This is a genomic window from Janthinobacterium svalbardense, from assembly GCF_002327145.1.
GTDB classification, from domain to species: Bacteria; Pseudomonadota; Gammaproteobacteria; order Burkholderiales; family Burkholderiaceae_D; genus Janthinobacterium; species Janthinobacterium tructae.
Window position 1 is genome coordinate 1,158,053 of sequence record NZ_CP023422.1, and the last position, 24,008, is coordinate 1,182,060.

A 24,008-nucleotide genomic window follows, 5' to 3' on the forward strand; every position below is an offset into this window, starting at 1 on the left:
TTGGCGTGTGATTGGCAAAAGGAACCATTATAAGGGGTGCATAAAGCATGCGCAGCAAATAGCGGGCCTGGATGGCCCGAAAAGCCGCGCACGATTGCGCAATATTGCTGCATTGTATTTTTTTCAAGCTATCATCTTTGCAACATTATTTGAAAGCTCAGGCAATCATGAAAAAATTGTGGCAATTGGCCGTGTTCGGCGCTGGATGGGTTGCCGGTGGCGCATGCGCCGGCGTTCCGGAAGGGATGGCGGCTTTCCAGGATGGGCGCTGCAGCAAGGCCGTGGCGCAATTGCGCGGACCGGCGCAGGGTGGCCATGTCGAGGCGCAAAAAGTCCTCGGCGATATCTACGTGGGCGAGCAAGGATGCCGGGACGTGGAGCGCAGCGATACCGAAGCGGAGCGCTGGTATCTGCTGGCGGCCAAGGGCGGCGATCGCGCCGCGCAGGAGGCGCTGGTTTTCATGTATGCATACGCGCCGGGCCGCATGCGCAATCCATCGCGCGCGCGGCCCTGGTTGGGCATCATGGCCGCGCACGGTGACGGCAAGCCCCTGCAGGAACTGGCACAAATGTATGAGCGGGGCGAAGGCGGGCCGGTGGACCGGGTGCTGTCGTATGCGCTCAAGCTGCTGGCGCTGCAAGACAAGGAGTGGAGCGGCGCGGCCGCGATGGAGAAGTCCCTGCCGGCGCAGCGTGGCAGGATGTCGCCGGATCAGGTCGATGAAGCCGTGCGCCTTGCTGCCAGCTGGAAGCGGGGCGCGCCCCTGCCGGCGACGTCGCTGACGGGGCAGCGTTCGCCGCAGGACTGGTACCGCCGCGCCGCCGAGGGTGGCGACATGGAAGCCGCCTATCAGCTGGGCTTGCTGTGCTGGAAAGGCACGGGCGGCCTGGATGAAAAGCAGGCCGCCCGCTGGCTGCGCAAAGCCGCCGAAAGCGGTAGTGCCAAGGCCCAGTTACAGCTGGCCGTGCTGTATGGCGAGGAGGCAGGCGTGCCGCAGGACTATGTGCTCGCTTCCATGCTGAGCCAGCTGGCGGCGGCGGGCGGCGCGGCGGAGGCCGGCGTCAGCGTGGCCCGCTGGGCAAAGAAACTGAATGCGGCGCAACACGCCGAAGCGGATCAGCTGGCGCGGGCATGGAAGGTTGGCATGCCGTTGCCGCTGGTCTCGGTGCACGGCATGGAACGCTTGATCAATTATGTGCGTGAGGCCCGCAACAAGCTGCCGCCGACGCCAGAGGTGACGGCGCTGTTCAAGGCTGCCAGAGAGGGCGATGAAGCGGCCTTCGGCAAGCTGCTGGCCGGCGTCGCCGAGCCGGGCAACTATGCGCTCGACAGGCTTCCCTTGCTGAACTATTTGATCTTGCCCCCATCGAGCATGGTCAAAGCCGAAGCGGCATGGCTGAAGGCGCAAACCTGGCAGGACGACGATCAGCAGCGACTGGCGCAGGCATCGCTGCAGGCGCGCCGCCAGGCGCTGCGTGAGCAACACGCCGCGCTGCTGCCCGCCAAGCTGCGCATGATGACGCTGCTGTTGCAACGCGGCGTGCCGCTCGGCGAAGGCGATACGCTGTACCACGCCGCGCCGCTGCATCTGGCTGCCCTGTACGGCAATGCCGCGATGGTGCGCCTGTTGCTGGCGCATGGCGCCGATGTGCGGCAATATGGCGGCGAACACCACACGATGGCGCCACTGGAGTACGCCTTGCAGCAGGAGGATGCGGACATCTTGCCGGAATTGGTCGACGCGAAGGAACGGACGGCCAGCATGATCGCCTTGCTCGACGCAGGCGCGGGCCGGCCATATTTGCTGGTAGATCAGTACCTGGCAGAGAAAAAAGCCAAGAAAGGCGGGGCTGCGCAGCCAGCGGAACGGCCGCTGGCCGATGCGTTGGTATGGGGGCGCTTGCTGCGCCTGACGCGCGGCACCGAAGTGCTCGATAAAATGCTGGCCACCGGCACCACGCCGAATACTGATGAGCAGGACAAGTCGCTGTACGCCTATGCCGCCGAAGCGGGCAACGTCGGCGCGCTGGACTGGCTCAAGCAGCGCGTGCCCCGGCATGACGCGAAGGGAAAGGATCGCTGGCTCGACGCTGCGATGCGCGCCATGTACAACTACCAGCCGGCGTCCGAGGACGTGCTGCGCCAACTGGTGATGCCCGGCATGCCATGGCAGCAAGTCGGACCCGCCGCCGAAGAGTCTTACCAGGGACAGCAGGCGGCGCTCGATTCGCGGCGTCTGGAAAAGGAGACGCTGCTGTGGCATGCGGTGCGCAGCCAGCGGCACGACTGGGTCACCCGCCTGGCCGCGATGGGCGCGCCCATCGTCAACGACGGTTATCTGCCGCCCTTGCTGGCAGCCGTCGAAAATAGCGACGCGGCGATGGTCAAGCTGTTGCTGGGCCTGGGCGCCGATCCGCTGGGCGGGGAAATGCCCGTATTGAAGATGGCGCAGCAACGGGCGCCGACGCCGGAAAGTAACGCCGTGCTGGCCTTGCTGAAGGCGGCCGCCGCGGCGCGCTAGACTCCGGCAGCCACACCGCTGCAACAGTGCTGGCCCTGGACCGCATGCGCCATCTTGCGCGGCGGCATGGCCGTGTTTTGGCGGCCTGGCGAGTCGTTTTCCTGCAACAGAACGGGGATGGCGGTGTCGCCGATGCTATAATGCCGGCCTCGGCGCCTCCTGCCCCATCCTTGCGGACGGCGCCAGCAGACGCGGTTGTATTAATTCTTCATATCCAGCACTCGTCCGCGTCTCAAGGCCAGCGCATCTGCGATGCCAGCCACCTTCAGAGCGTCCCCTTCGGGCCGGGCGCCTGAGCCACGCGCACCGCCAGCGGTGCACCATTCACGGCGGAATCAAAGCGGCGCGTCCATTGCACGCCGCTGCCGTCACAGCTTAGCCAGGATCTTTTGTCCGGCGCGTCGTCTTTTGATACGGCATGTTCCGCAGCGCCTGGCCGCTTGTGGCCTTGCCGTGGCCGCCGCTTTCCTGGTTTCGCTTTTACAAGGAAATCATCATGAAAAAAATCGCCATCGTTGCCGGCCTTGCCACCACCCTGGGCGCCTTGCCTGCCGCACACGCCCAGTCGTCCCTCGACCTGTATGGTTTGATGGATGCGGGCCTGGTGCAGGAAGGCGGCGTCAGCAAGCTCACCAGCGGTATCTCGGCCGGTTCGCGCCTGGGTTTTCGTGGCACGGAAGCACTGGGCAATGGCCTGCAAGCCGTGTTTACCTTGGAAGCGGGCGTGCAGGGCGACACGGGCCGCTCCGACCAGGGGGGGCAATTGTTCGGCCGCCAGGCCTTTGTCGGCCTCAATAGCCCGCTGGGCATGCTCACCATGGGCCGCCAGTACAATCTGCAAAGCCAGGCGCTGACGGACGTGGCCGATCCCTTCGAGGGCGGCCTGGCCGGCGCGGCGACCAACCTGGCCGGCTATTCGGCCACGCGCATCGACAATACCGTGCGCTATACCTCGCCCGAGCTGCGCGGCGTCACCGCCACCGTGATGTATGGTTTTGGCGAACATACGGGTGTGGTGGCAGATCAGCGCTCGCTGGGCCTGGCCCTGGGCTATGTCAACGGCCCATTGACCTTGCGCCTGGCGCGCCAGAGCCGTGCCGGCGAGCCGGGCAAGGCTGCCGCCAACAACACCATTCTGGCCGGCAACTACAACTTCGGCGTGGCCACGGCGTTTGCCGGCTATGGCCGCAACACGGGCGATGGCAGCACCATGTTCTTTGCGGAAAACCCGTATGGCGCGGCGCAGGCACCGGCCCAGTCGACGGACAGCCGCGACGCCATCGTCGGCGTGTCCGTGCCGCTCGGTGCGGCGACTTTGCTGGCCTCGTATGTGCACAAGGATGACCGCAATGCGGCCAACCGCGATGCGCAGCAACTGGCCATCGGCGCCACGTATGCCTTGTCCAAGCGCAGCAAGATTTATGTGGCCTATGCGCACATCCGCAACCGCAACGACGCCGCCTACATGGTGGGCAATGCGACGGAAGTGGGCACGGGCAACCGCGCCTTCAACGTCGGCCTGCGCCACGCGTTTTAAGCAGCGGCCAGCATGCTGCCTTCGTGCAGCAGTGCTTCAAAGGCGGACACGGTCAGCGGGCGGCTGAACAGATAGCCCTGCATCTGGTCGCAGCCGTGCTGGCGCAGGAAGGCCAGCTGCTGCGGCGTTTCCACGCCTTCGGCGATGACTTTCAGGCGCAGGCTGTGCGCCAGCGAAATGATGGCGCGCACGATGGCTGCGTCATCGTCGTGCGTGATGTCGCTGACGAAGGTCTTGTCGATCTTCAGTACGTCGATGGGAAAGTGGCGCAGGTAGGCCAGGCTGGAATAGCCGGTGCCGAAGTCGTCGATCGACAGTTGCACGCCCAGCGCCTTCAGGTTGGCCATGATGGCCGTGGCTTGTTCCACGTCATGCATGACCATGCTTTCGGTCAATTCCAATTCCAGATGGGCGGCGGCAAGCCCCGTTTCAGCCAGCGCCTGCGCCACCGCATGCAGCAGATTCCTTTGCTTGAATTGCCGCGCCGACAGGTTGACGGCCAGGCGCAGCGGGCCATGGCCGGCCAGCTGCCAGGCGCGCGCCTGGGCGCATGCGGTGCGCAGCACCCAGTCGCCGATGGGGATGATCAAGCCCATTTCCTCGGCCAGGCCGATGAAGCTGGCAGGCGCAATGCGCCCCAGCTGCGGATGCTGCCAGCGCAGCAGCGCTTCCATGCCCACTACCTTGCCGCTGGCCAAGTCCAGCTGGGGCTGGTATTCGAGATGGAACTGCCCCCGTTCCAGGGCATGGCGCAACTCGCTCTCCAGTCCCAGCCGCTCCAGGGTGCCCGCATTCATGCTCGATGCATAGAATTGCCAGTGGCCCCGTCCCTGTTCCTTGGCGCGGTACATGGCGATGTCGGCGTGCTTGATCAAGGTGTCGGCGTCCTGGCCATCGTCGGGATACACGGCCACGCCCATGCAGCAGCTGAGAAAAAATTCATATTCGCCCAGTTGCAGCGGCTGCGCCACGGCGTCCTGGATGCGCTGCAGAATGGCCGCGCCCGGTTCGCCATTGCCATGCTGGGGCAGCAGCAGTACGAATTCGTCGCCGCCCAGGCGCGCCACCGTGTCGACTTCGCGCGTGGCGTCGCGCAGGCGCTCGGCGACGTTTTTCAGCACAGTGTCGCCCGCATCGTGGCCCAGGGTGTCGTTGACGAATTTAAAGCGGTCGAGGTCGATGAACACTACCCACAAGGGCAGGCCGCTGCGCCGCGTCACGGCCATCGCCTGTTCCAGGCGCTCGCGCAGCAGGGCCCGGTTAGCCAGGCCCGTGAGGATGTCGTGCCTGGCCTGGAATTCCAGTTCCTGTTCGAAGCGCATGACGGTGCTGATGTCGTATTGCGCCACCACAAAGTGGCTGACGGGACCATCGCCATCGTCGCGCACGGGTGCGACAAACAGCTCGCTCCAGTAGCAGCTGCCATCCTTGCGGAAATTGCGCACGATGGCCTTGCCTTCGCGCTGTTCGCGCAGGGCCGCTGTAATCTCATGCATGTCTTGCCGCCCCTGTTCGGGGCCCTGCAAGTCTTCCAGGCGCTGGCCGATGACTTCGCCAGCCGCATAGCCGGTGATGCGCTCGAAAGCGGGATTGACGTATTCAATCAGGTAGCCCGGCGCGTCGGCGCTGCACAGGATGATGGCATTGGCCGACACTTCGATGATGCGTTCGCGCAAGCGCAGCGACTTTTCAGTGTGCATGCGCGCCGCGATATCTTCGGACAGGCGCAAATTGGCAAACTGCAGCGCCGCCGTGCGTTCGCCCGTGATGCGGGCAATCACGGAGTTGCGCGACACGAGCTGAAAGACATATGCCGTTGCCAGCAGGCTCGACAGCAGTCCGCCCAGCAGCACATACAGCGAGCCGCGATGGTTTGCATCCAGGCTCATGCCGTTGGCAGGCAGCATGGCGGCGCGCAGCGTGTGACCACTAGCGTGGTACTGCAGCAGCAGCCGGGTGCTTTCCGACTCGATCTGGCGTGCCGAGGCGTAGCACAGGGCCGTCAGGCTCAGCCCGACCGCCAGTGTGATCAGGGCCGAGGTGGAAACGGAAATGGAGATGCGTTTGAAAAATGATTGCATGATGGCGTCCGGTAAGCAGCGCCGGCGCCGATCCGTGATCCGGCAGCCCTGGCAGTGACTGACTGTAGGGCGCGGGGCACGTGGCCGTCCGTTCGCTGCCGAACAGACGGCGATGCCAGCAAGAAATATAGTGGCGGCACTGTGCAGACGCTGTGTTACGCTCCTGCATATGGCGGCCCTCGTTCGGACGCCTTTCATCTATCCCCTAGCTGACGACTGGAAACCAGGAAAACTGCCCATGTCGAGTCCGCATGCCCAGCTGCACAACCCGAATCAAAACCATTTGCTCGCCGCCATGCTCGACGCCGATTTTGCGCGCCTGGCGCCCCATCTGGAGCAAGTCTCCATGTTGCTGGGTGAAGTGATCTACGATTCGGGCGACAAGCTGCAGCATGTGCACTTTCCCACCACCGCCATCGTTTCCATCCACTACCTGCTGGAAAACGGCGGCTCGTCGGAAATTGCCGGCGTCGGCAATGAAGGCGTGGTGGGCGTGTCGCTGTTTATGGGCGGCAACTCGACCCCCAGCCGCGCCGTGGTGCAGACGGGCGGCATCGGCTATCGGCTGAAGGCGCATTTGCTGATGGAAGAATTCGACCGCGCCGGCCCCGTCATGCGCTTGCTGCTGCGCTATACGCAAGCCCTGATCACGCAAATGTCACAGACGGCCGTGTGCAACCGCCACCATACGGTGGAGCAGCAGCTGTGCCGCTGGCTGCTGCTGACCATGGACCGCCTGCCGAACCGCGAGCTGACCATGACACAGGAGTTGATTGCCAACATGCTGGGCGTGCGCCGCGAAGGCGTGACGGAAGCGGCCGGGCGCTTGCAGCAGCGCGGCTTCATCAGTTACCGGCGCGGCCATATTTCCGTGCTGGACCGCGCCGGCCTCGAAGGCCATGTGTGCGAATGCTATGGCGTGGTCAAAAAAGAATTCACGCGCCTGCTGTCGGACGTGCGCCAGCGCCAGGGTTCCTGATCACCGCAGCCACTCTCTTATCGTTGTTACAGCCCAGGCTACCTCATGCAATCTGTTGAAAACATTCCTCCGCGCGCACCGTCGCGCTGGCCCATGGCACTGGCGTTTTCATTCAGCGCCATCGTGCTGCTGGCCATCGGCGTGCTGGCCTGGCGCGCGCCGTTCGAGACGGCCTGCGTCATCGATGCGCTGGTCTTCCTGCTGCAGATGCTGCTCGTGGCGCTGTACCGGCGCACGCTGTCGGCCAGCCTGCCGCGCCAGTTGCTCAAGGCGGGCGCCTTGCAGGATGCAATTTTCAATAGCGCCAATTTCTCGTGCATCGCCACCGATGCGCAGGGCGTGATCCAGATTTTCAATGTGGGCGCCGAACGCATGCTCGGCTATGAAGCGAGCGACGTGGTCGACAAGCTGACCCCGGCCGGTATTTCCGACGCGCAAGAAATCATCGCGCGCGCCGCCGCTCTCAGTGCCGAACTCGACACGGTCATCACGCCCGGTGTGGAAGCGCTGGTGTTCAAGGCCACGCGCGGCATCGAAGACATCTATGAGCTGACCTACATTCGCAAGGATGGCAGCCGCTTCCCCGCCATCGTCTCCGTGACGGCCCTGCGCGACATGCAGAGCAAGGTCATCGGTTACTTGCTGATCGGCACCGACAACACGGCCCGCAAGCAGGTCGAGGCGGAACAGGCCTTGCTGGACCAGCGCTTGCGCGACCAGCAGTTTTACACGCGCTCGCTGATCGAATCGAATATCGATGCCTTGATGACGACGGACCCGCGCGGCATCATCAGCGACGTCAACCAGCAGATGGAAGCGCTGACCGGCTGCACGCGCGACGAATTGATCGGTGCGCCATGCAAGAATTACTTTACGGAACCTGAACGGGCCGAGGAAGCCATCGCACGCGTGTTGCGCGAAGGAAAGGTGACCAATTACGAGCTGACGGCCCTGGCGCGCGACGGCAAGCAGACGTTTGTTTCCTACAACGCCTCGACCTTCCACGACCGCGACCGCAAGTTGCAGGGCGTGTTTGCCGCCGCCCGCGACGTGACGGAACGCAAGCAGTTCGAGCAAGCCTTGCAAGACACGAATATCGAAATGGAAAAGGCCCGCCAGGCGGCGGAAAAAGCGAACCTGGCCAAGTCCGAGTTTCTGTCGAGCATGAGCCATGAATTGCGCACGCCCTTGAACGCCGTGCTGGGCTTTGCCCAGCTGATGGCGTCCGAGACGCCGGCACCGAGCTTGCCGCAGCAGCGCTCGATCGACCAGATCCTCAAGGGTGGCTGGTATCTCTTGCGTTTGATCAATGAAATCCTCGACCTGGCCATGATCGAGTCGGGCAAGGTCACCATGTCGGAAGAGGCAATGTCCTTGCTCGACGTGTTGCAGGATTGCCAGGCGATGATCGCGCCGCAGGCGGAAAAACGCGGCATCAGCATGCATTTTCCCCGCTGCGGCAAGTCCTTTTATGTGCATGCCGACCGCACGCGCGTGAAACAGGTGATGATCAACCTGCTGTCGAACGCCATCAAGTACAACCAGAGCGGCGGCAGCGTGAAGGTCGAGTGCAGCCGCCATGCCGACCGCGTGCGCGCCAGCGTCACCGACAGCGGCGCCGGCCTGAATGCCGAACAGATGAGTCAGTTGTTCCAGCCCTTCAACCGCCTGGGCCAGGAAAGCAGCACGGAAGAGGGCACGGGCATCGGCCTGGTCGTCACCAAGCAGCTGGTCGAACTGATGGGTGGCACCATCGGCGTCGACAGCACGGTCGGCGTGGGCACCACCTTCTGGGTGGAATTCAAGGCCTCGCGCGCGCCCGAACTGCACCTGGAACAGGGCGTCGCCTTGCCGGTGGTGCAGGAAGACCAGGAAAGCCAGCGCACCTTGCTGTACGTGGAAGACAATCCCGCCAACCTGGCGCTGGTGGAGCAATTGATCGCCCGCCGCAGCGACTTGAAACTGCTGACGGCCATCGATGCGCACCTGGGCATCGACCTGGCGCGCACCTACCAGCCGGACGTGATCTTGATGGATATCAACCTGCCCGGCATCAGCGGCTATGGCGCCCTGAATATCTTGCATGATGATCCCCTCACCAGCCATATTCCCGTCATGGCCCTGTCCGCCAACGCCGTGCCGCGCGACATCGAGAAAGGCCTGGAAGCGGGTTTCTTCCGTTACCTGACCAAGCCCATCAAGGTCGTCGAATTCATGGATGCGCTCGACGTGGCCCTGCACCATGCGGCCGCGCACGGCCTGGCCGACGACACTCACACAGTACGCTAATTCAGCATTTAATTTTAGGAATACCGCCATGCTTCAAGCCACCGAGATCCTGAACGCCAGCATCCTCATCGTCGATGACCAGGAGGCCAACGTCATGCTGCTGGAACAGGTGCTGCGCAACGCCGGCTATACGCGCATCACCTCCACCATGGACCCGCAAGCCGTGCACGCGCTGCACCAGCAGCACCGCTATGACCTGATCCTGCTCGACTTGCAGATGCCGGAAATGGATGGCTTCGAAGTCATGGAAGGCTTGCGCGACATCGAGGCGGGCAGCTATCTGCCGGTGCTGGTGATCACGGCCCAGCCCGGCCACAAGCTGCGCGCGCTGCAGGCTGGCGCCAAGGACTTCGTCAGCAAGCCTTTCGACCTGGTGGAAGTCAAAACACGCATCCACAACATGCTGGAAGTGCGTTTGCTGTACCAGAAGCTGGCCGAATACAACAAGTCGCTGGAACAGATGGTGGAAGAACGCACGGCGGAGCTGCGCGAAAGCGAAGCGCGCTTCCAGCGCTTCACGGAACTGTCGTCCGACTGGTACTGGGAACAGGATGCGCAGGGCAACCTGACGCGCTTTTCCGGTCCCGTGGCTGAAATGCTGGGCATCGGCAGCGAGGAAGAGCCGCAGCGCTGGAACGCGGCTGAACGCGCCTTGCTCGACGCAAAAATAGCCGCGCGCGAACCGTTCCTCGACTTCATCTACAGCCGCGCCAACCTCGACGGCAGCACGCAGTATCTGCAGGTCAGCGGCGAACCGATGTTCGACAATGGCAGCCGCTTCATCGGCTACCGCGGCATCGGCCTCGATGTCACGGAGCGCCATCGCAGCGCCTGATTTATACTTGCTGCTATCCATCTCCTCAAGGAAAGCATCATGGCTGACAAATCTCCCTCCTACTGGTTTCCCGCCAAGACCTATGGCTGGGGCTGGGGCTTGCCCATCACCTGGCAAGGCTGGCTGGTGTTCCTGGCCGCGCTGGCGCTGTTCGCCTGCGGCGCCTTCCTGTTCCCGCCGCAAACCATGCTGGTCGGCTACATCGTGTATGAAGTGGCCATCGTTGCCGCGCTCATTTTTATCTGCCAGCTGAAGGGCGAACCGACTGCCTGGCGCTGGGGCAAGAAGAAGTAAGGCCGAAGCACCAAGACGACAAAGCAAGAAATCATCTGGCCACGCGGCGTGAACCGCGTATAATTGGCTCGCTGCCGCAAGGCGGCAAACGCTAGGGGTCCTGCCTTTCGCTGTGGAAACACAGTGCAAGCGCGGGTGAGAAATACCCTCCGAACCTGATCTGGATAATGCCAGCGAAGGGAAGCTTTAGGATGAACGCACCCCGCCTTTCCGCGTGCGCAATTCCGAACCTCCTTAGCTGGCTCCAGGCTTAAAACAAGTCTAGCCAAGGAGCCAAAATGAACGCCAACCCGAAATTCCTCTCCGCCACCGCCACGGTCGACGAAGCCGCCATCGCGCCGCTGCCCAATTCGCGCAAGATCTATGTCGAAGGCAGCCGCCCCGACATCCGCGTGCCCATGCGCAGAATCAGCCAGTCCGACACGGAAGCGTCGTTCGGCGGCGAAAAGAATCCACCGATCTACGTGTACGACACCTCCGGCCCCTACACGGACCCGGACGTGCAGATCGACATCCGCTCGGGCCTCGACACGCCGCGCCTGCCGTGGATCATGGAGCGGGCCGACACGGAAGAATTGCCCGGCCCCACCTCCGACTACGGCATCGCCCGCCTGGCGGACCCGAAACTGGCCGAGCTGCGTTTTAACTTGCACCGCAAGCCGCGCCGCGCCATTGCCGGCAAGAACGTGACGCAAATGCACTATGCGCGCCAAGGCATCATCACGCCGGAAATGGAGTTCGTCGCCATCCGCGAAAACATGCGCCGCCAGGAGTATTTGCGCGAACTGCAAGCCTCCGGTCCCATGGGCGAGCGCCTGGCCGACCTGATGGGCCGCCAGCATCCGGGCCAGTCGTTTGGCGCCAGCATCCCGGCCGAGATCACGCCGGAATTCGTGCGCGAGGAAATCGCCCGCGGCCGCGCCATCATTCCCGCCAACATCAACCACCCGGAAGTGGAACCGATGATCATCGGCCGCAATTTCCTGGTGAAAATCAATGCCAACATCGGCAATTCGGCCGTCACGTCTTCCATCGGCGAGGAAGTGGAAAAGATGACCTGGGCCATCCGCTGGGGCGGCGATAACGTGATGGACTTGTCGACGGGAAAACATATCCACGAAACGCGCGAATGGATCGTGCGCAACAGCCCCGTGCCCATCGGTACCGTGCCCATCTACCAGGCGCTGGAAAAGGTGAATGGCAAGGCCGAAGATCTGACGTGGGAAATTTTCCGCGATACCCTCATCGAGCAGGCGGAGCAGGGCGTTGACTACTTCACCATCCACGCGGGCGTGCTGCTGCGCTACGTGCCGATGACGGCCAAGCGCCTGACGGGCATCGTCTCGCGCGGCGGCTCCATCATGGCGAAATGGTGCCTGGCGCATCACCAGGAATCGTTCCTGTACACGCATTTCGAAGACATCTGCGACATCATGAAGGCGTATGACGTCTCGTTTTCGCTGGGCGACGGCTTGCGCCCCGGTTCCATCTACGACGCCAACGACGAAGCGCAGCTGGGCGAACTGAAAACCCTGGGCGAGCTGACGCAAGTTGCCTGGAAGCACGATGTACAGGTGATGATCGAAGGCCCCGGCCATGTGCCCATGCAGCTCATCAAGGAAAACATGGACTTGCAGCTGGAGCAGTGCGGTGAGGCGCCGTTCTACACGCTGGGACCGCTGACCACGGACATCGCACCCGGCTATGACCACATCACCTCGGGCATCGGCGCGGCCATGATTGGCTGGTATGGCACGGCCATGCTGTGCTACGTGACGCCGAAGGAACACCTGGGCCTGCCCAACAAGGCGGATGTGAAGGACGGCATCATCACCTACAAGATTGCGGCGCACGCGGCCGACCTGGCGAAAGGCCATCCGGGCGCGCAAATCCGCGACAACGCCCTGTCGAAGGCCCGCTTCGAATTCCGCTGGGACGACCAGTTCAACATCGGCCTGGACCCGGACAAGGCGCGCGAATTCCACGACGAAACCCTGCCCAAGGATTCGGCCAAGGTGGCGCATTTCTGCTCCATGTGCGGCCCGCATTTCTGCTCGATGAAGATCACGCAGGAAGTGCGCGAATACGCGGCCGGCATGGGCATCGCGGAAGACAAGGCGCTCCAGCAGGGCATGGAGGTGAAAGCCATCGAATTCATCAAGAACGGCGCCGAGCTGTACCGCAAGGTCTGAAGGAGAGCGTGATGCCTGTATTGATATCCATCACGCTCAACGGCGCGCCACACCAGGTGCCGCCGGGGCAAACCCTGGACCAACTGATCGCCGCCCTGTCGCTGGAAAACCAGGCGCTGGCGCTGGCCGTCAACCGCAACGTCGTGCCGCGCAAGGCGTGGCCGGGCAAGACCTTGCAAAGCCAGGATCAAGTAGAGATAGTCCGCGCCATCGGCGGCGGCTAGACTAAGGAAAAAGCAATGACAAGTAATAACAACAACGACCTGCTGACCATCGCAGGAAAACAGTATCAATCACGCTTGCTGGTCGGTAGCGGCAAGTACAAGGACTTGCCGCAGACGCGCGAAGCGACGGACGCGGCAGAGGCGCAAATCATCACGGTGGCCATCCGGCGCGTGAATATCGGGCAAGACCCGAACGCGCCCAGCCTGCTCGACTTCGTGCCGCCGGACCAGTACACGATTTTGCCGAACACGGCCGGTTGCTACAACGCGAAAGATGCCGTCTACACCCTGCAACTGGCGCGCGAGCTGCTGGGCGGGCGCAATCTGGTCAAGCTCGAAGTATTGGGCGACGAAAAGACCCTGTTTCCGCACATGCCGGAAACGTTAATTGCGGCCGAAGCGCTGGTCAAGGACGGTTTTGACGTGATGGTCTACTGCAGCGACGATCCCATCCAGGCGAAGATTCTGGAAGACATCGGTTGCGTGGCCGTCATGCCGCTGGCCTCTTTGATCGGCTCGGGCATGGGCATTTTGAATCCGTGGAATTTGTCGCTGATCATCGACCAGGCGAAAGTCCCCGTGCTGGTGGATGCGGGCGTGGGCACGGCGTCGGACGCGGCCATTGCCATGGAACTCGGTTGCGATGGCGTGCTGATGAATACGGCCATTGCTGGCGCGCGCGACCCCGTGCGCATGGCGCGTGCGATGAAGCTGGCCGTGCGGGCCGGGCGCGAAGCGTTCCTGGCGGGGCGCATGCCGCGCAAATTTGCCGCCTCGCCTTCGTCGCCGATGGCGGGCCGCCTGGCGTGATGGTGCCGATGCGCCACACTGTGCTGGTGTTTGCCGGCCTCGACCCTTCGGGCGGCGCCGGCCTTGCCGCCGATATTCTGGCCATTGCGGCGCAGGGCGCGCATGCTTTGCCCGTGATCACGGCGCTGACGGTGCAGGACAATGACCGCGTGTTTGCTGTCGAAGCTGTGGCGCCGGAATTGCTGCGCCGGCAGGCGCAGGCGCTGATCGACAAGGTCGCGATTCATGCCGTGAAAATCGGCATCCCGGGCAGTGCCGCGAATGCGGCTGTCATCGCGCAACTGGTCCGTCAATTGCGGCAGGCGCGGCCCGATTTGGCCGTGGTGCTCGACCCCGTACTGGCCAGCGGCCATGGCGACGTGCTCAGCCGGGACGATGCCGTGCTGGCGCTGGCGCCCTTGCTGCCGCTGACGACCGTGATCGTGCCGAACGGGCCGGAAGCGGCGGCCCTCGGTGGCGAAGAACACTTGCGCGCGCAAGGTTGCCAGCACGTGCTGCTGACGGGCGGGCATGGCGACGGTGAGGAAGTGCTCAACCGTTGGCTTGATGCCGGAGGCGGGGAGCAGACATGGCGCTGGCCACGCCTGCCGGGCGCCTTCCACGGCAGCGGCTGTACTCTGGCCTCGGCCATCGCGGCGCGCCTGGCACTGGGCCAGGCACTGCCCGAAGCGCTGGATCTGGCGCAAAGCTATTGCCATGCGGCCCTGGCCGATGCGTATGCGATTGCGCCAGGTCAACTCATGCCGCAACGATTCATTCAATAAGGAAATCATCATGCGTGGACTGTATCTGGTCACCCCGAACTGGGACGACACCGACCGCCTGCTCGACGTGAGTGAGCAAGCCTTGCAGGAAGGCGTGGCCCTGCTGCAATACCGCCACAAGAGCGCCGAGGCGGAGCAACGGCGCGAACAGGCGGGCGCCTTGCTGGCGCTGGCCCGAAAATATGGCGTGCCCTTCATCATCAACGATTTTATCGAGCTGTGCGAAGAGCTCGACGCGGACGGCGTACATGTGGGCGGCACGGACGCCTCCGTGGCGCAGGTGCGCGCGCGCCTGGGCAAGGACAAGATCGTCGGCGCTTCCTGTTATGGTGACATGACCCTGGCACGGACGGCCGAGGCGGGCGGCGCCAGCTATGTGGCCTTCGGCGGCTTTTATGCGTCGCTGGTGAAAAAGTACCCGGTCACCACGCCGCTCGATATCGTGCTGCAAGCCAAACGCGAGATCAGCTTGCCGTGCGTGGTGATCGGCGGCATGACGCCGGAAAACGCGGCGCCGCTGGTGGCGCGCGGCGCCGACATGGTGGCGGCCATCACCAGCGTCTATCAAGCGGACGACATGGATATTGCAGTGCAGCAATTCAATCAATTGTTTGCGGCATGAGCACGGGAATGGAAGGCTGATTTGGGGGAATAATCGGCATATAATAAGAACATCATTCATTACCGAGGTCCCTTTACCCATGAGTCAGCCAGCCGCCGCGAAACGCCTTATCCTGATCGTTGACGATGACCAGCTCCTGTTGGAATTCCTCGGCGAAATCCTGCGCCATGCCGGCTACGAGACGGCCCTGGCCAATTCGGCCGAAGTGGCGCTGCAAATGGTCGCCCAGCGCGAGCCGGATCTGGCCTTGCTCGACATCCACATGCCGGGCATGTCAGGCCTGGAACTGGCCAAGCGCCTGCATGGCGAGACGGGCGTGCCGTTCATGTTCCTGTCCGGCAGCGGTGACAGCGAATCGGGCAAGCAGGCGGCCGCCTACGGCGCCGTCGGCTATGTGGTGAAACCCGTCGACGAAGGCCGCTTGATGCCTGCCTTCGAAGCGGGCCTGGCGCGTGCCGACGAGATCCGCCAGTTGCGGCGTACCGAGCTGAACCTGAACGCGGCCCTGGCTGCGGGACGCGAAACGAGTCTGGCCGTCGGCTTGCTGATGGGCAAGTTCCAGACGGACCGCAACACGGCCTTCGAAGTGCTGCGCGACCACGCCCGCTCCAGCCGCCGCAAGATCAATGAAATCGCCAGCCAGCTGCTGCTGGCCGAGGAAACCCTGAACGGCCTGCACGGTGCCTTTTTGAACCGGGCGAAAACCAAGTAAGCGTTTCAACCATACACAGGACATACATGAAAACCAAAGCAGCCATTGCATGGAAGGCGGGCGCGCCTTTGACCATCGAAGAAGTCGACCTGGCCGGCCCGCGCGAGGGCGAGGTACTGGTCGAGATCAAGGCCACGGGCATTTGCCACACCGATTACTACACCCTGTCGGGCGCCGACCCGGAAGGCATCTTCCCGTCCATCCTCGGCCATGAAGGCGCCGGCATCGTCGTTGACGTGGGGCCTGGCGTGAAAAGCCTGAAAAAGGATGACCACGTCATTCCTCTGTACACGCCGGAATGCCGCCAGTGCAAATTCTGCCTGTCGCAAAAAACGAACTTGTGCCAGTCGATCCGCTCGACCCAGGGCCGTGGCCTGATGCCGGACGCCACCTCGCGCTTTTCCATCGACGGCAAACCCATCTTCCACTACATGGGCACGTCCACCTTCTCGAATTACATCGTCGTGCCGGAAATCGCCCTGGCCAAGATCCGCGAAGACGCGCCTTTCGACAAGGTCTGCTACATCGGCTGCGGCGTGACGACGGGCGTGGGCGCCGTGCTGTTTACGGCCAAGGTCGAGGCGGGCGCCAACGTGGTGGTATTTGGCTTGGGCGGCATCGGTCTGAACGTGATCCAGGCGGCCAAGATGGTCGGCGCGGACAAGATTATTGGCGTCGACATCAATCCGGCGCGCCAGGCCATCGCGCGCAAGTTCGGCATGACGCATTTCGTCAACGCCAACGAAGTGGACAACGTGGTTGACACCATCGTGCAGCTGACCGATGGCGGCGCCGATTACAGTTTCGAATGCATCGGCAACACCACCACCATGCGCCAGGCGCTCGAGTGCTGCCACAAGGGCTGGGGCCAGTCCATCATCATCGGCGTGGCGGCGGCCGGCCAGGAGATTTCCACCCGTCCATTCCAGCTGGTGACGGGGCGTGTATGGAAAGGTTCCGCCTTCGGTGGCGCGCGCGGACGCACGGACGTGCCGAAGATCGTCGACTGGTATATGGAAGGCAAGCTCAATATCGATGACTTGATCACGCACCGTTTGAAACTGGACGATATCAACCAGGGTTTCGACTTGATGAAGAGCGGCGAATCGATCCGCTCCGTCGTGCTGTATTAATTACGCCGTACCACGGCGTTTTTGCGGAGGCTGCGGCCTCCGCTTTTTTTGCCGCCGCATTTACCATCCATCGGGCCTATGGGCCGCCCGATCCTTCATCCCGGCAGCTCATCGCACGGCGCTGGCAGTGCCGGCGGCCAGCGGCTATCGTGATGCTCGTCGCTGTACCACAGCGGTTTTACGGAGGCCCCTGGCCTCCTTTTTTTTGCCCACGGCCCGCCATCCGTCGCGCAAGCCTGCCGTCCAGGCCAGCTTTTGTGCAGCCTGTCGCACCATGCTGGAGCCGTGAGCCATCCGCCGCTACAGTCAACGCTCCACTACTTTTGCGACGAGGCAGCCATGTCCACTTCCCACCGTTTGATCCTCAGCCTGGCCGGTATCGTGCTTGGCAGCAGCGCGCTGGCCGTGCAGCCGCCCGAGCCGCCCGTGCCACCGACCGCACCGGCCGCGCCCAGCAAGAAAATCAATATCTCCATGGGTAGCGGCGATGGCTATGCGCTCGTCGACAGCAGCGAGGATAGCGTCACGATGGCAGGCACCGATGTCGATGGCCAGCAGATCAAGCAGCTGCAGCGTTCGCTGAAGGGGCATTTCCTGTGGTTCCGTGACCAGGGCAAGGGCTATGTGACGCAGGATGCCGCGCTGTTGACCCGCGTGCGCGACGCCTGGAAGCCGTCGCAGCAGCTGGGGCTGGAAATGAGCGGCCTGGGCAAGCAGATGAGCGAACATGGCAAGGCCATGGGCGAAATGGGCCGCAAGATGGGCGCCCATGGCGCAGCGCAGGCGAATGGCGTTACGCGCGATGCGGAGCAGCTGCAAACGCTGGGCCGCCAGCAGCAGGAACTGGGCCGCAAGATGGGCGAGGCGGCGCGCCGCCAGGCGCAAGCGACCACGGAGACAGCGCGCCGTGCGGCAGGGCGCGAGGTGGAGCGCCTGCAGCAGCAGATAGAGGATGCGCAGGATGCCATGGAAGAGGTCAACGATCGCATTGCCGCCACGCAAGAGCGCGAAGCGGCCAAAGTGGATGCGCTGTCGCGTCAGATGGATCAGCGTGGCAAGCCGATGGAAACCCTGGGCAAGGAAATGGAAGCGCTGGGACGCCAGCAGGAAAGGGCATCGAAAGCAGCCGACAAGACCACGCGCCAGGTGATCGCCCAGGCACTCAGCGAAGGCAAGGCAAAGCCGGTGCGCTGAGTCAGTGCGCCTGCGGCTTGCGCATCAGGCAGCGCAGCGCCGGGTCGTGCCCGTCCTGCGCTTCGCGCGCCAGCTTGAGCGCGTGACCCGCGCCCAGTGCTACGGCATCGATTTCGTTGAAACCGTGGCGCGCATAGTAGGGCGCGTTCCAAGGCAGATGGCGGTAGGTGCTCAGTGTCAGGCAAGCGCAGCCAAGCGCCAGGGCGTGGGCCGCCGCCGCGTCGATCAGGCGCACGCCCAGTCCCTGCCGTTGATGTGGCAGTGCAACGGACAATTCCACGATGAACAACTGGCCGTCGAGCGGCTGGGCGGCCAGGAAGCCCGATGGCCTGTCCTGCCCATCGGCGGCCACCCACACTCCGCCATGCTGCTGCAGCGCCTGCAAGGTGCGCAGTGGCAAGGGTTCACCGTGAACCAGCCACGCCAGTCCGGGCCCGGCCTGCGCAAACAGGGCTGCTGCGCTGCGCTCGACCTGGGCCAGCAACGGCAGGTCGGCGCGGGTGGCTGCGCGGATGGCGTAGTTCACGGCGTGTTCCACACGGCGGCCACGGCGCTGTATTGCGCCGGCAACCGCTCCCTGGCCTCGTCCACGCTGGCATGCACGGCATCCTGCAGCGTTTCCCAGTGTGCGTCGCAGCTGAAGCGATAAACACGCGCCTCGTCTGCGTAGCGGCACACGGCCAGGCCGTGGATGGCGATGGGGGCGGCGCCATGCTCATCGGTGACATGGCCGAACGGCAAGTCGGACCAGGCCCAGGCCAGTACGCAGGCGCCGTCGAGGTGAGTGGGGGGTGTCATGGGATACAGCCGCTGTGTCGGGACGCCGATTGTAGCGCGCACATGGAAAACTGGCGCGACCGCTGGACAAATGCACAGTATTTTTAGCCATGCCGGTATAATCACGGCATGCAAAATCTTCTTCACAACCTCAATCCCGAACAATTGGCTGCCGTCACCTTGCCGGCCCAGCATGCGCTGATCCTGGCTGGCGCCGGTTCGGGCAAGACCCGCGTGCTGACCACCCGCATCGCGTGGCTGATCCAGACCCAGCAGGTATCGCCGCCCGGCATCCTGGCCGTGACGTTTACCAATAAAGCCGCCAAGGAAATGCTCACGCGCCTGTCGGCCATGCTGCCAATCAACACGCGCGGCATGTGGATCGGCACCTTCCACGGCCTGTGCAACCGCTTGCTGCGCACGCATTACCGCGACGCGGCCTTGCCGCAAACGTTCCAGATCCTCGACTCGCAGGATCAGTTGTCCGTGATCAAGCGCTTGTTGAAGGCGAACAATATCGATGATGAAAAATTCCCGCCGAAGACGGTGATGTATTTCATCAACAACGCCAAGGACCAGGGCTTGCGCGCCACGGACGTGGAAGCGTATGACGCGCACGAGCGCAAGATGGTCGAGCTGTACCAGCTGTACGACGACCAGTGCCAGCGCGAAGGCGTCGTCGATTTTGCCGAATTGCTGCTGCGCACGTACGAATTGCTCAGCCGCAACCAGCCCTTGCGCGAACACTACCAGGCGCGTTTCCGCCACATTCTGGTGGATGAGTTCCAGGATACGAATAATCTGCAATACAACTGGTTGAAATTGCTGGCCGGCCACGGCAGCCGCGATGGTGGCGCCCTTTTTGCCGTGGGCGACGATGACCAGAGCATCTACGCGTTTCGCGGCGCGAATGTCGGCAACATGAGCGCCTTCGAGCACGAGTTCCAGGTGAAGAACTTGATCAAGCTGGAGCAGAACTATCGCTCGCACGGCCACATCCTCGACAGCGCCAACGTGTTGATCGCGAACAATAGCAAGCGCCTGGGCAAGAATTTGCGCACGGACGCGGGCCATGGCGAGCAGGTGCGCGTGTATGAAGCCAGTTCCGACTTGCAGGAAGCGCAGTGGATCATCGAAGAGGCAAAAAGCCTGATCGCCGATGGCGCCTCGCGCAGCGAAATCGCGATTCTGTACCGCTCGAATGCGCAGTCGCGCGTGATCGAACATGCGTTGTTTTCAGCCAGCATTGCGTACCACGTGTACGGTGGCCAGCGCTACTTCCAGCGCGCCGAGGTCAAGCACGCGATTGCCTATTTGCAATTGATGGACAATCCGCACAATGACTCCGCTTTCTTGCGCGTGGTCAATTTCCCCACGCGCGGTATCGGCATGCGCTCGATCGAGCAATTACAGGCCGCGTCGGAACAGTACGGCATTTCGCTGTACGCCTCCGTGCCCTACGTGGCGGGCAAGGCGGGCAGCGTGCTGGCCGGCTTCGTGAAATTGATTGAAGGCGTGCGTTTCGAAACGCAGCAACTATCCTTGCCGGAAATGGTTCGGGTGGTGCTGGAAGCGAGTACCTTGCTGCAGCATTATCAGAATGAAAAAGAAGGCGCCGACCGCATCGAGAATCTGGAGCAGATGGTCAGCGCGGCCAGCCAGTTCGTTTCCGAGGAAGGTTTCGGCCAGGCGGCACCGGCCCATCTGGGACCAGCCGCCCAGGCGCAGTCGGGCGCGCCCGTCGTCAACCAGGATGGCATCGAGATACTCGACGCCGATGCGCCGCTGCCGGCCGTCATGTCGCCGCTCTCCGCCTTCCTGTCGCATGCTTCGCTGGAAGCCGGCGACAACCAGGCGCAGGCGGGCCAGGATGCGCTGCAGATGATGACGGTGCACTCGGCCAAGGGTCTGGAATTTGACAACGTGTTCATTACCGGCCTGGAAGAGGGCCTGTTCCCGCACGAAAGCAGCTCGAAGGAAGACAATGGCGTGGAAGAGGAACGCCGGCTGATGTACGTGGCCATCACGCGCGCGCGCAAGCGGCTGTACATGAGCTTTGCGCAGACGCGCATGCTGCACGGCCAGACGCGCTACAACATGAAGTCGCGCTTCTTTGACGAGTTGCCGGAAGAAGCGCTGAAATGGCTGTCGCCGAAGGTGCAGGCGAACTGGTTCGGCAACCGCAAGTCGGCCTGGGACGAAGCGCCCAAGGTGGCCAGCCTGGGGTCGGACAATGCGATTGCGCAAAAGATCGCGCAAAAAGCCACGGGTGGCGGCTGGCGCATCGGCGAATCGGTGGCGCACGCCAAGTTCGGCGAAGGCGTGATCGTCAATATCGAAGGCGGCGGCGGCAATGCGCGCGCGCAAATCAACTTCGGACAGCATGGCATGAAGGTGCTGGACCTGGGGATTGCCAAGCTGGAACGATTGGGACGGTGATCCGACACCAACGCGGGCGCTAACAATGTTGTCGGATTACGCCTTCGGCGAATCCGACCTACGTGTGGTATTGCAAGGCATTCGGCAAAAAGGGCAGCCTGCGCAGGCTGCCCTTTTTTACATCTGGCCGGCGATCACTCGCCGGTCTTGTCCAGCGACACCGTCTTGTTCTCATCGACGGGCACGCCGAAGATTTGGCGGTAGGCGGCGTAGAACGAGCAATGCATGATGATGGTCAAGATCATCGACAGGGGCATCATCAGCTGCATCATCAGCGGCGTGCGGCCAAAGATGACGGCCAGCAACTGGCTGGTGACGACGCTGATGGCGAACCAGGTGGCGGCAAAGACGATGAAGGCCGACAGCGAACGCCAGACGGCGAAAAAGCTGAAGAACAGCGACTTGCCCAGGCCGGTTTGTTTCCAGTAAATCAGCGGCGCGGCAAAGCAGAAGGCCATGGCGGCCGGCACATACAGCATGATGGCCAGCAGGATGCCCAGGCCCATGCGCGATTCGGGGATGGCGGCGCGCGCCGCTTCTTCCGTCAATTGCCCCGTGACCAGTTGCCACAGCAAGCCGTCGTCCACCAGGGTCGATGCGCCGATGGCAACGATGGCCATCAGGATGTACAGCACGCCCAGGCCCAGCAGGGAAGGAAACGCCGGCTTGCGGAAGCCCGAGATCAACAGGCTGGGCAAGACGCGCTTGCCCTGGTCGATATTCAGGCAGCCTTGCACGAAGGCGATGGAAAACACGGGGACCAGGATGACGGGCAGCATTTGGCCCAGCAGGGGCACGATGCTGACGGCCAGCATGCAGAACATATAGCCGAGAAACAGCATCGACATGCCGCCAGGTTGCTTGCGAAACAGGGAGAAGCCCTGTTTCACCCATTGCCAACCTGTACTTGCAGGTAATTTTTCCATGTTTAAAACAGTTCCGGAGCAGGTGTGGCGATACGTTCGCGCAGAATGCGTTCGAAATGCGTGGGATCGTGCGGGGTCAGCATTTCCGCTTCGCGCGGCTGGTAAAAATCGTACAGGCGTGACAGCCAGAAGCGCAGCGCGGCAGCGCGCAGCATTGCTTGCCATGCCGTTTGTTCTTCGTGCGTGAACGGGCGCACGGCCCGGTAGGCGTCCAGCAGGGCGCGCACGCGCACCTTGTCGAGCACGCCCGTGGCCAGATCCACGCACCAGTCGTTGACGGTGACGGCCACGTCGAACAGCCAGGTGTCGCAGCCGGCAAAATAAAAGTCGAAAAAGCCCGTCAGTTGCTCGCCGTCAAACATGACGTTGTTGCGGAACAAGTCGGCATGCACGGGACCGCGCGGGATGGCTTTATACGTATCGCAGGCAGCAAAGGCGTCCTGGAAATGGATTTCAGCGCGCAGCAAATGCGCCCTGGCATCGTCGAGGTGGTGCAAGACCAGCGGCGTGGTGGCGTTCCACCACTGCAGGCCCCGCAAATTCGGCTGTTGCAGGGGGAAGTCCTGCGCCGCCAGGTGCATCTTCGCCAGCATGGCGCCGACGGCCGCGCAATGCACGGCTTGCGGCGCCATCTGCGAGCTGCCGTCGAGTTTGCTGACGATGGCGGCCGGCTTGCCTTGCAAGGCCGTCACCAGCTCGCCATCGGCGTTGGCGATCGGCGCGGGCACCAGTACGCCCCGGTCCGCCAAATGGCGCATCAGTTGCAGATAAAACGGCAATTGCTCGAAGCTGAGGTTTTCAAAGATCGTCAGCACATACTCGCCGCGCTCCGTGCTCAGGAAGAAATTGCTGTTTTCGATGCCGGACGCGATGCCCTTGAGCGCCAGAGGTTTGCCGAGTGGAAACTGCGTGAGCCACTGGCCGATATCGTCCAGGTGTAGCGCGGTAAAAACTGCCATGGGAAAGAGGGGAATGGTCTAAAAGGTCAAAAAAAGCCTGCTGCCCCGCAGGTGGCCGGGGCAGGGCAGAAGAGAGTGGCTGCTTACTTCGCTGCTGCGGGCGGCGCTGGCGCGTCCGCTGCCTCTTCGTCGCGTTGTTTCTGTTTCTTCTTGCCCAGATCAAATTCCAGTACTTTCCATTGCGGGCCGCGCAGGGCATTGCCGTTGGCCTGGTCGGCGCCGGCGGCCGGCTTCATGTAATAGGTGCTGCCGCCCGTGGTGACTTTCACTTCGCTGGTGACGCCCGCTTCGCGTTTTTCGGTAATCTGCTGCTTGGCGGCGGCCGGCGCCACGGTGATGGGCGCTTCGCCCATTTCCTCGATACGTTCGAGCTGTGGCGGCGCTTCGCTCGGTTTGGCCGGCGTCTGGGCGCTGGCGATGGCCGAACATGCCAGCAGGGGCAGGGCGAGGAATGTCCAGAGTGTCGATGTACGCATCATGATGGGTTCGCTTCCATGTGTGGGACTGCAGCGCGTGCAGTGCTGTATTGCCGTCAATTTATCTATAAGGCATTGTAACAAACTGGTAGGCAATGCTGTTTAAATGAGGCGAAATGGCTGGCAGTGGCAGCCCGCGCGCACGCACGGGGTCGCCAGAGTGGCAAAAACGGCAGGAACGGCACGCGTTGCGGCCGGTGGCGCGGCCCTAAACTCTGCGATAATTGGGCGATATTCCACCCG

21 protein-coding genes and 1 riboswitch are annotated in these 24,008 nt (G+C 62.9%); of the genes, 15 read left to right on the top strand and 6 right to left on the bottom strand.

All coding sequences use genetic code 11. The annotated features are described in order from the left end of the window. Nucleotides 1-167 precede the first annotated feature (167 nt). Entirely contained in the window at nt 168-2,522 is a 2,355-nt protein-coding gene (locus tag CNX70_RS05105; protein WP_167389614.1) for an ankyrin repeat domain-containing protein, read from the top strand. 496 nt (nt 2,523-3,018) lie between these two features. Next, on the top strand, nt 3,019-4,059 hold the full coding sequence (locus CNX70_RS05110) for a porin (RefSeq protein WP_096238284.1): 1,041 nt from the start codon (nt 3,019-3,021) through the stop codon (nt 4,057-4,059). Here the strand turns inward: CNX70_RS05110 and CNX70_RS05115 are convergent. Continuing rightward, complete coding sequence (locus tag CNX70_RS05115) at nt 4,056-6,140, bottom strand: putative bifunctional diguanylate cyclase/phosphodiesterase (protein ID WP_244199042.1); 2,085 nt, start codon at nt 6,138-6,140, stop codon at nt 4,056-4,058. The genes CNX70_RS05110 and CNX70_RS05115 overlap by 4 nt on opposite strands. A gap of 238 nt (nt 6,141-6,378) precedes the next feature. On the opposite strand from CNX70_RS05115, the gene CNX70_RS05120 reads away from it, so the two are divergent. From CNX70_RS05120 to CNX70_RS05175, 12 genes are all read left to right on the top strand, one after another. After that, on the top strand, nt 6,379-7,119 hold the full coding sequence (locus CNX70_RS05120) for a Crp/Fnr family transcriptional regulator (protein WP_096233815.1): 741 nt from the start codon (nt 6,379-6,381) through the stop codon (nt 7,117-7,119). Nucleotides 7,120-7,164: 45 nt separating this feature from the next. Further along, nucleotides 7,165-9,408, top strand: coding sequence for a PAS domain-containing hybrid sensor histidine kinase/response regulator (locus tag CNX70_RS05125; RefSeq protein ID WP_096233816.1), 2,244 nt, complete (start codon nt 7,165-7,167; stop codon nt 9,406-9,408). A gap of 28 nt (nt 9,409-9,436) precedes the next feature. Further along, nucleotides 9,437-10,243: a response regulator gene (locus tag CNX70_RS05130; RefSeq protein ID WP_096233817.1), complete on the top strand. Its 807-nt coding sequence runs from the start codon at nt 9,437-9,439 to the stop codon at nt 10,241-10,243. A gap of 39 nt (nt 10,244-10,282) precedes the next feature. Next, nucleotides 10,283-10,537: a hypothetical protein gene (locus CNX70_RS05135; RefSeq protein ID WP_096233818.1), complete on the top strand. Its 255-nt coding sequence runs from the start codon at nt 10,283-10,285 to the stop codon at nt 10,535-10,537. A gap of 83 nt (nt 10,538-10,620) precedes the next feature. Continuing rightward, nucleotides 10,621-10,736: riboswitch (TPP riboswitch) on the top strand. A gap of 79 nt (nt 10,737-10,815) precedes the next feature. Beyond that, on the top strand, nt 10,816-12,729 hold the full coding sequence (gene thiC, locus CNX70_RS05140) for a phosphomethylpyrimidine synthase ThiC (RefSeq protein WP_096233819.1): 1,914 nt from the start codon (nt 10,816-10,818) through the stop codon (nt 12,727-12,729). Nucleotides 12,730-12,749: 20 nt separating this feature from the next. Next, the gene (thiS, locus tag CNX70_RS05145) at nt 12,750-12,953 is read left to right on the top strand and encodes a sulfur carrier protein ThiS (RefSeq protein WP_096238285.1); all 204 of its coding nucleotides are present in this window, start codon (nt 12,750-12,752) and stop codon (nt 12,951-12,953) included. A gap of 15 nt (nt 12,954-12,968) precedes the next feature. Beyond that, entirely contained in the window at nt 12,969-13,763 is a 795-nt protein-coding gene (locus CNX70_RS05150; RefSeq protein ID WP_096233820.1) for a thiazole synthase, read from the top strand. A gap of 8 nt (nt 13,764-13,771) precedes the next feature. Continuing rightward, nucleotides 13,772-14,527 (top strand): hydroxymethylpyrimidine/phosphomethylpyrimidine kinase, encoded by a 756-nt coding sequence (locus CNX70_RS05155; protein ID WP_096238286.1) that lies wholly within the window; start codon nt 13,772-13,774, stop codon nt 14,525-14,527. Nucleotides 14,528-14,537: 10 nt separating this feature from the next. Beyond that, nucleotides 14,538-15,149 (top strand): thiamine phosphate synthase, encoded by a 612-nt coding sequence (gene thiE / locus CNX70_RS05160; protein WP_096233821.1) that lies wholly within the window; start codon nt 14,538-14,540, stop codon nt 15,147-15,149. Between the two features lie 79 nt (nt 15,150-15,228). Continuing rightward, nucleotides 15,229-15,861 carry an ANTAR domain-containing response regulator gene (locus tag CNX70_RS05165; protein WP_096233822.1) on the top strand — a complete coding sequence of 211 codons (633 nt, stop codon included), beginning with the start codon at nt 15,229-15,231 and terminating at the stop codon, nt 15,859-15,861. A 26-nt stretch (nt 15,862-15,887) separates the two neighbouring features. Continuing rightward, the gene (locus tag CNX70_RS05170) at nt 15,888-16,994 is read left to right on the top strand and encodes an S-(hydroxymethyl)glutathione dehydrogenase/class III alcohol dehydrogenase (protein ID WP_096233823.1); all 1,107 of its coding nucleotides are present in this window, start codon (nt 15,888-15,890) and stop codon (nt 16,992-16,994) included. A 339-nt stretch (nt 16,995-17,333) separates the two neighbouring features. Further along, nucleotides 17,334-18,188 carry a hypothetical protein gene (locus CNX70_RS05175; RefSeq protein WP_157750907.1) on the top strand — a complete coding sequence of 285 codons (855 nt, stop codon included), beginning with the start codon at nt 17,334-17,336 and terminating at the stop codon, nt 18,186-18,188. Nucleotide 18,189: 1 nt separating this feature from the next. Here the strand turns inward: CNX70_RS05175 and CNX70_RS05180 are convergent, their stop codons facing one another. Together CNX70_RS05180 and CNX70_RS05185 are read right to left on the bottom strand one after the other, a co-directional pair. Further along, nucleotides 18,190-18,714, bottom strand: a complete 525-nt coding sequence (locus CNX70_RS05180) for a GNAT family N-acetyltransferase (protein WP_096233825.1) — start codon at nt 18,712-18,714, stop codon at nt 18,190-18,192. Then, nucleotides 18,711-18,986 carry a hypothetical protein gene (locus CNX70_RS05185; protein ID WP_096233826.1) on the bottom strand — a complete coding sequence of 92 codons (276 nt, stop codon included), beginning with the start codon at nt 18,984-18,986 and terminating at the stop codon, nt 18,711-18,713. The genes CNX70_RS05180 and CNX70_RS05185 overlap by 4 nt, the downstream gene beginning before the upstream one ends. Before the next feature lie 108 nt (nt 18,987-19,094). On the opposite strand from CNX70_RS05185, the gene CNX70_RS05190 reads away from it, so the two are divergent. Beyond that, complete coding sequence (locus CNX70_RS05190) at nt 19,095-21,404, top strand: UvrD-helicase domain-containing protein (RefSeq protein ID WP_096233827.1); 2,310 nt, start codon at nt 19,095-19,097, stop codon at nt 21,402-21,404. Nucleotides 21,405-21,538: 134 nt separating this feature from the next. Here the strand turns inward: CNX70_RS05190 and CNX70_RS05195 are convergent, their stop codons facing one another. The 3 genes from CNX70_RS05195 to CNX70_RS05205 form a co-directional block, all read right to left on the bottom strand. Next, nucleotides 21,539-22,330 carry a BPSS1780 family membrane protein gene (locus CNX70_RS05195; protein WP_096233828.1) on the bottom strand — a complete coding sequence of 264 codons (792 nt, stop codon included), beginning with the start codon at nt 22,328-22,330 and terminating at the stop codon, nt 21,539-21,541. 2 nt (nt 22,331-22,332) lie between these two features. Continuing rightward, entirely contained in the window at nt 22,333-23,289 is a 957-nt protein-coding gene (locus CNX70_RS05200; protein ID WP_096233829.1) for a homoserine kinase, read from the bottom strand. Nucleotides 23,290-23,372: 83 nt separating this feature from the next. Next, on the bottom strand, nt 23,373-23,768 hold the full coding sequence (locus CNX70_RS05205; protein ID WP_096233830.1) for a hypothetical protein: 396 nt from the start codon (nt 23,766-23,768) through the stop codon (nt 23,373-23,375). Nucleotides 23,769-24,008 lie beyond the last annotated feature (240 nt).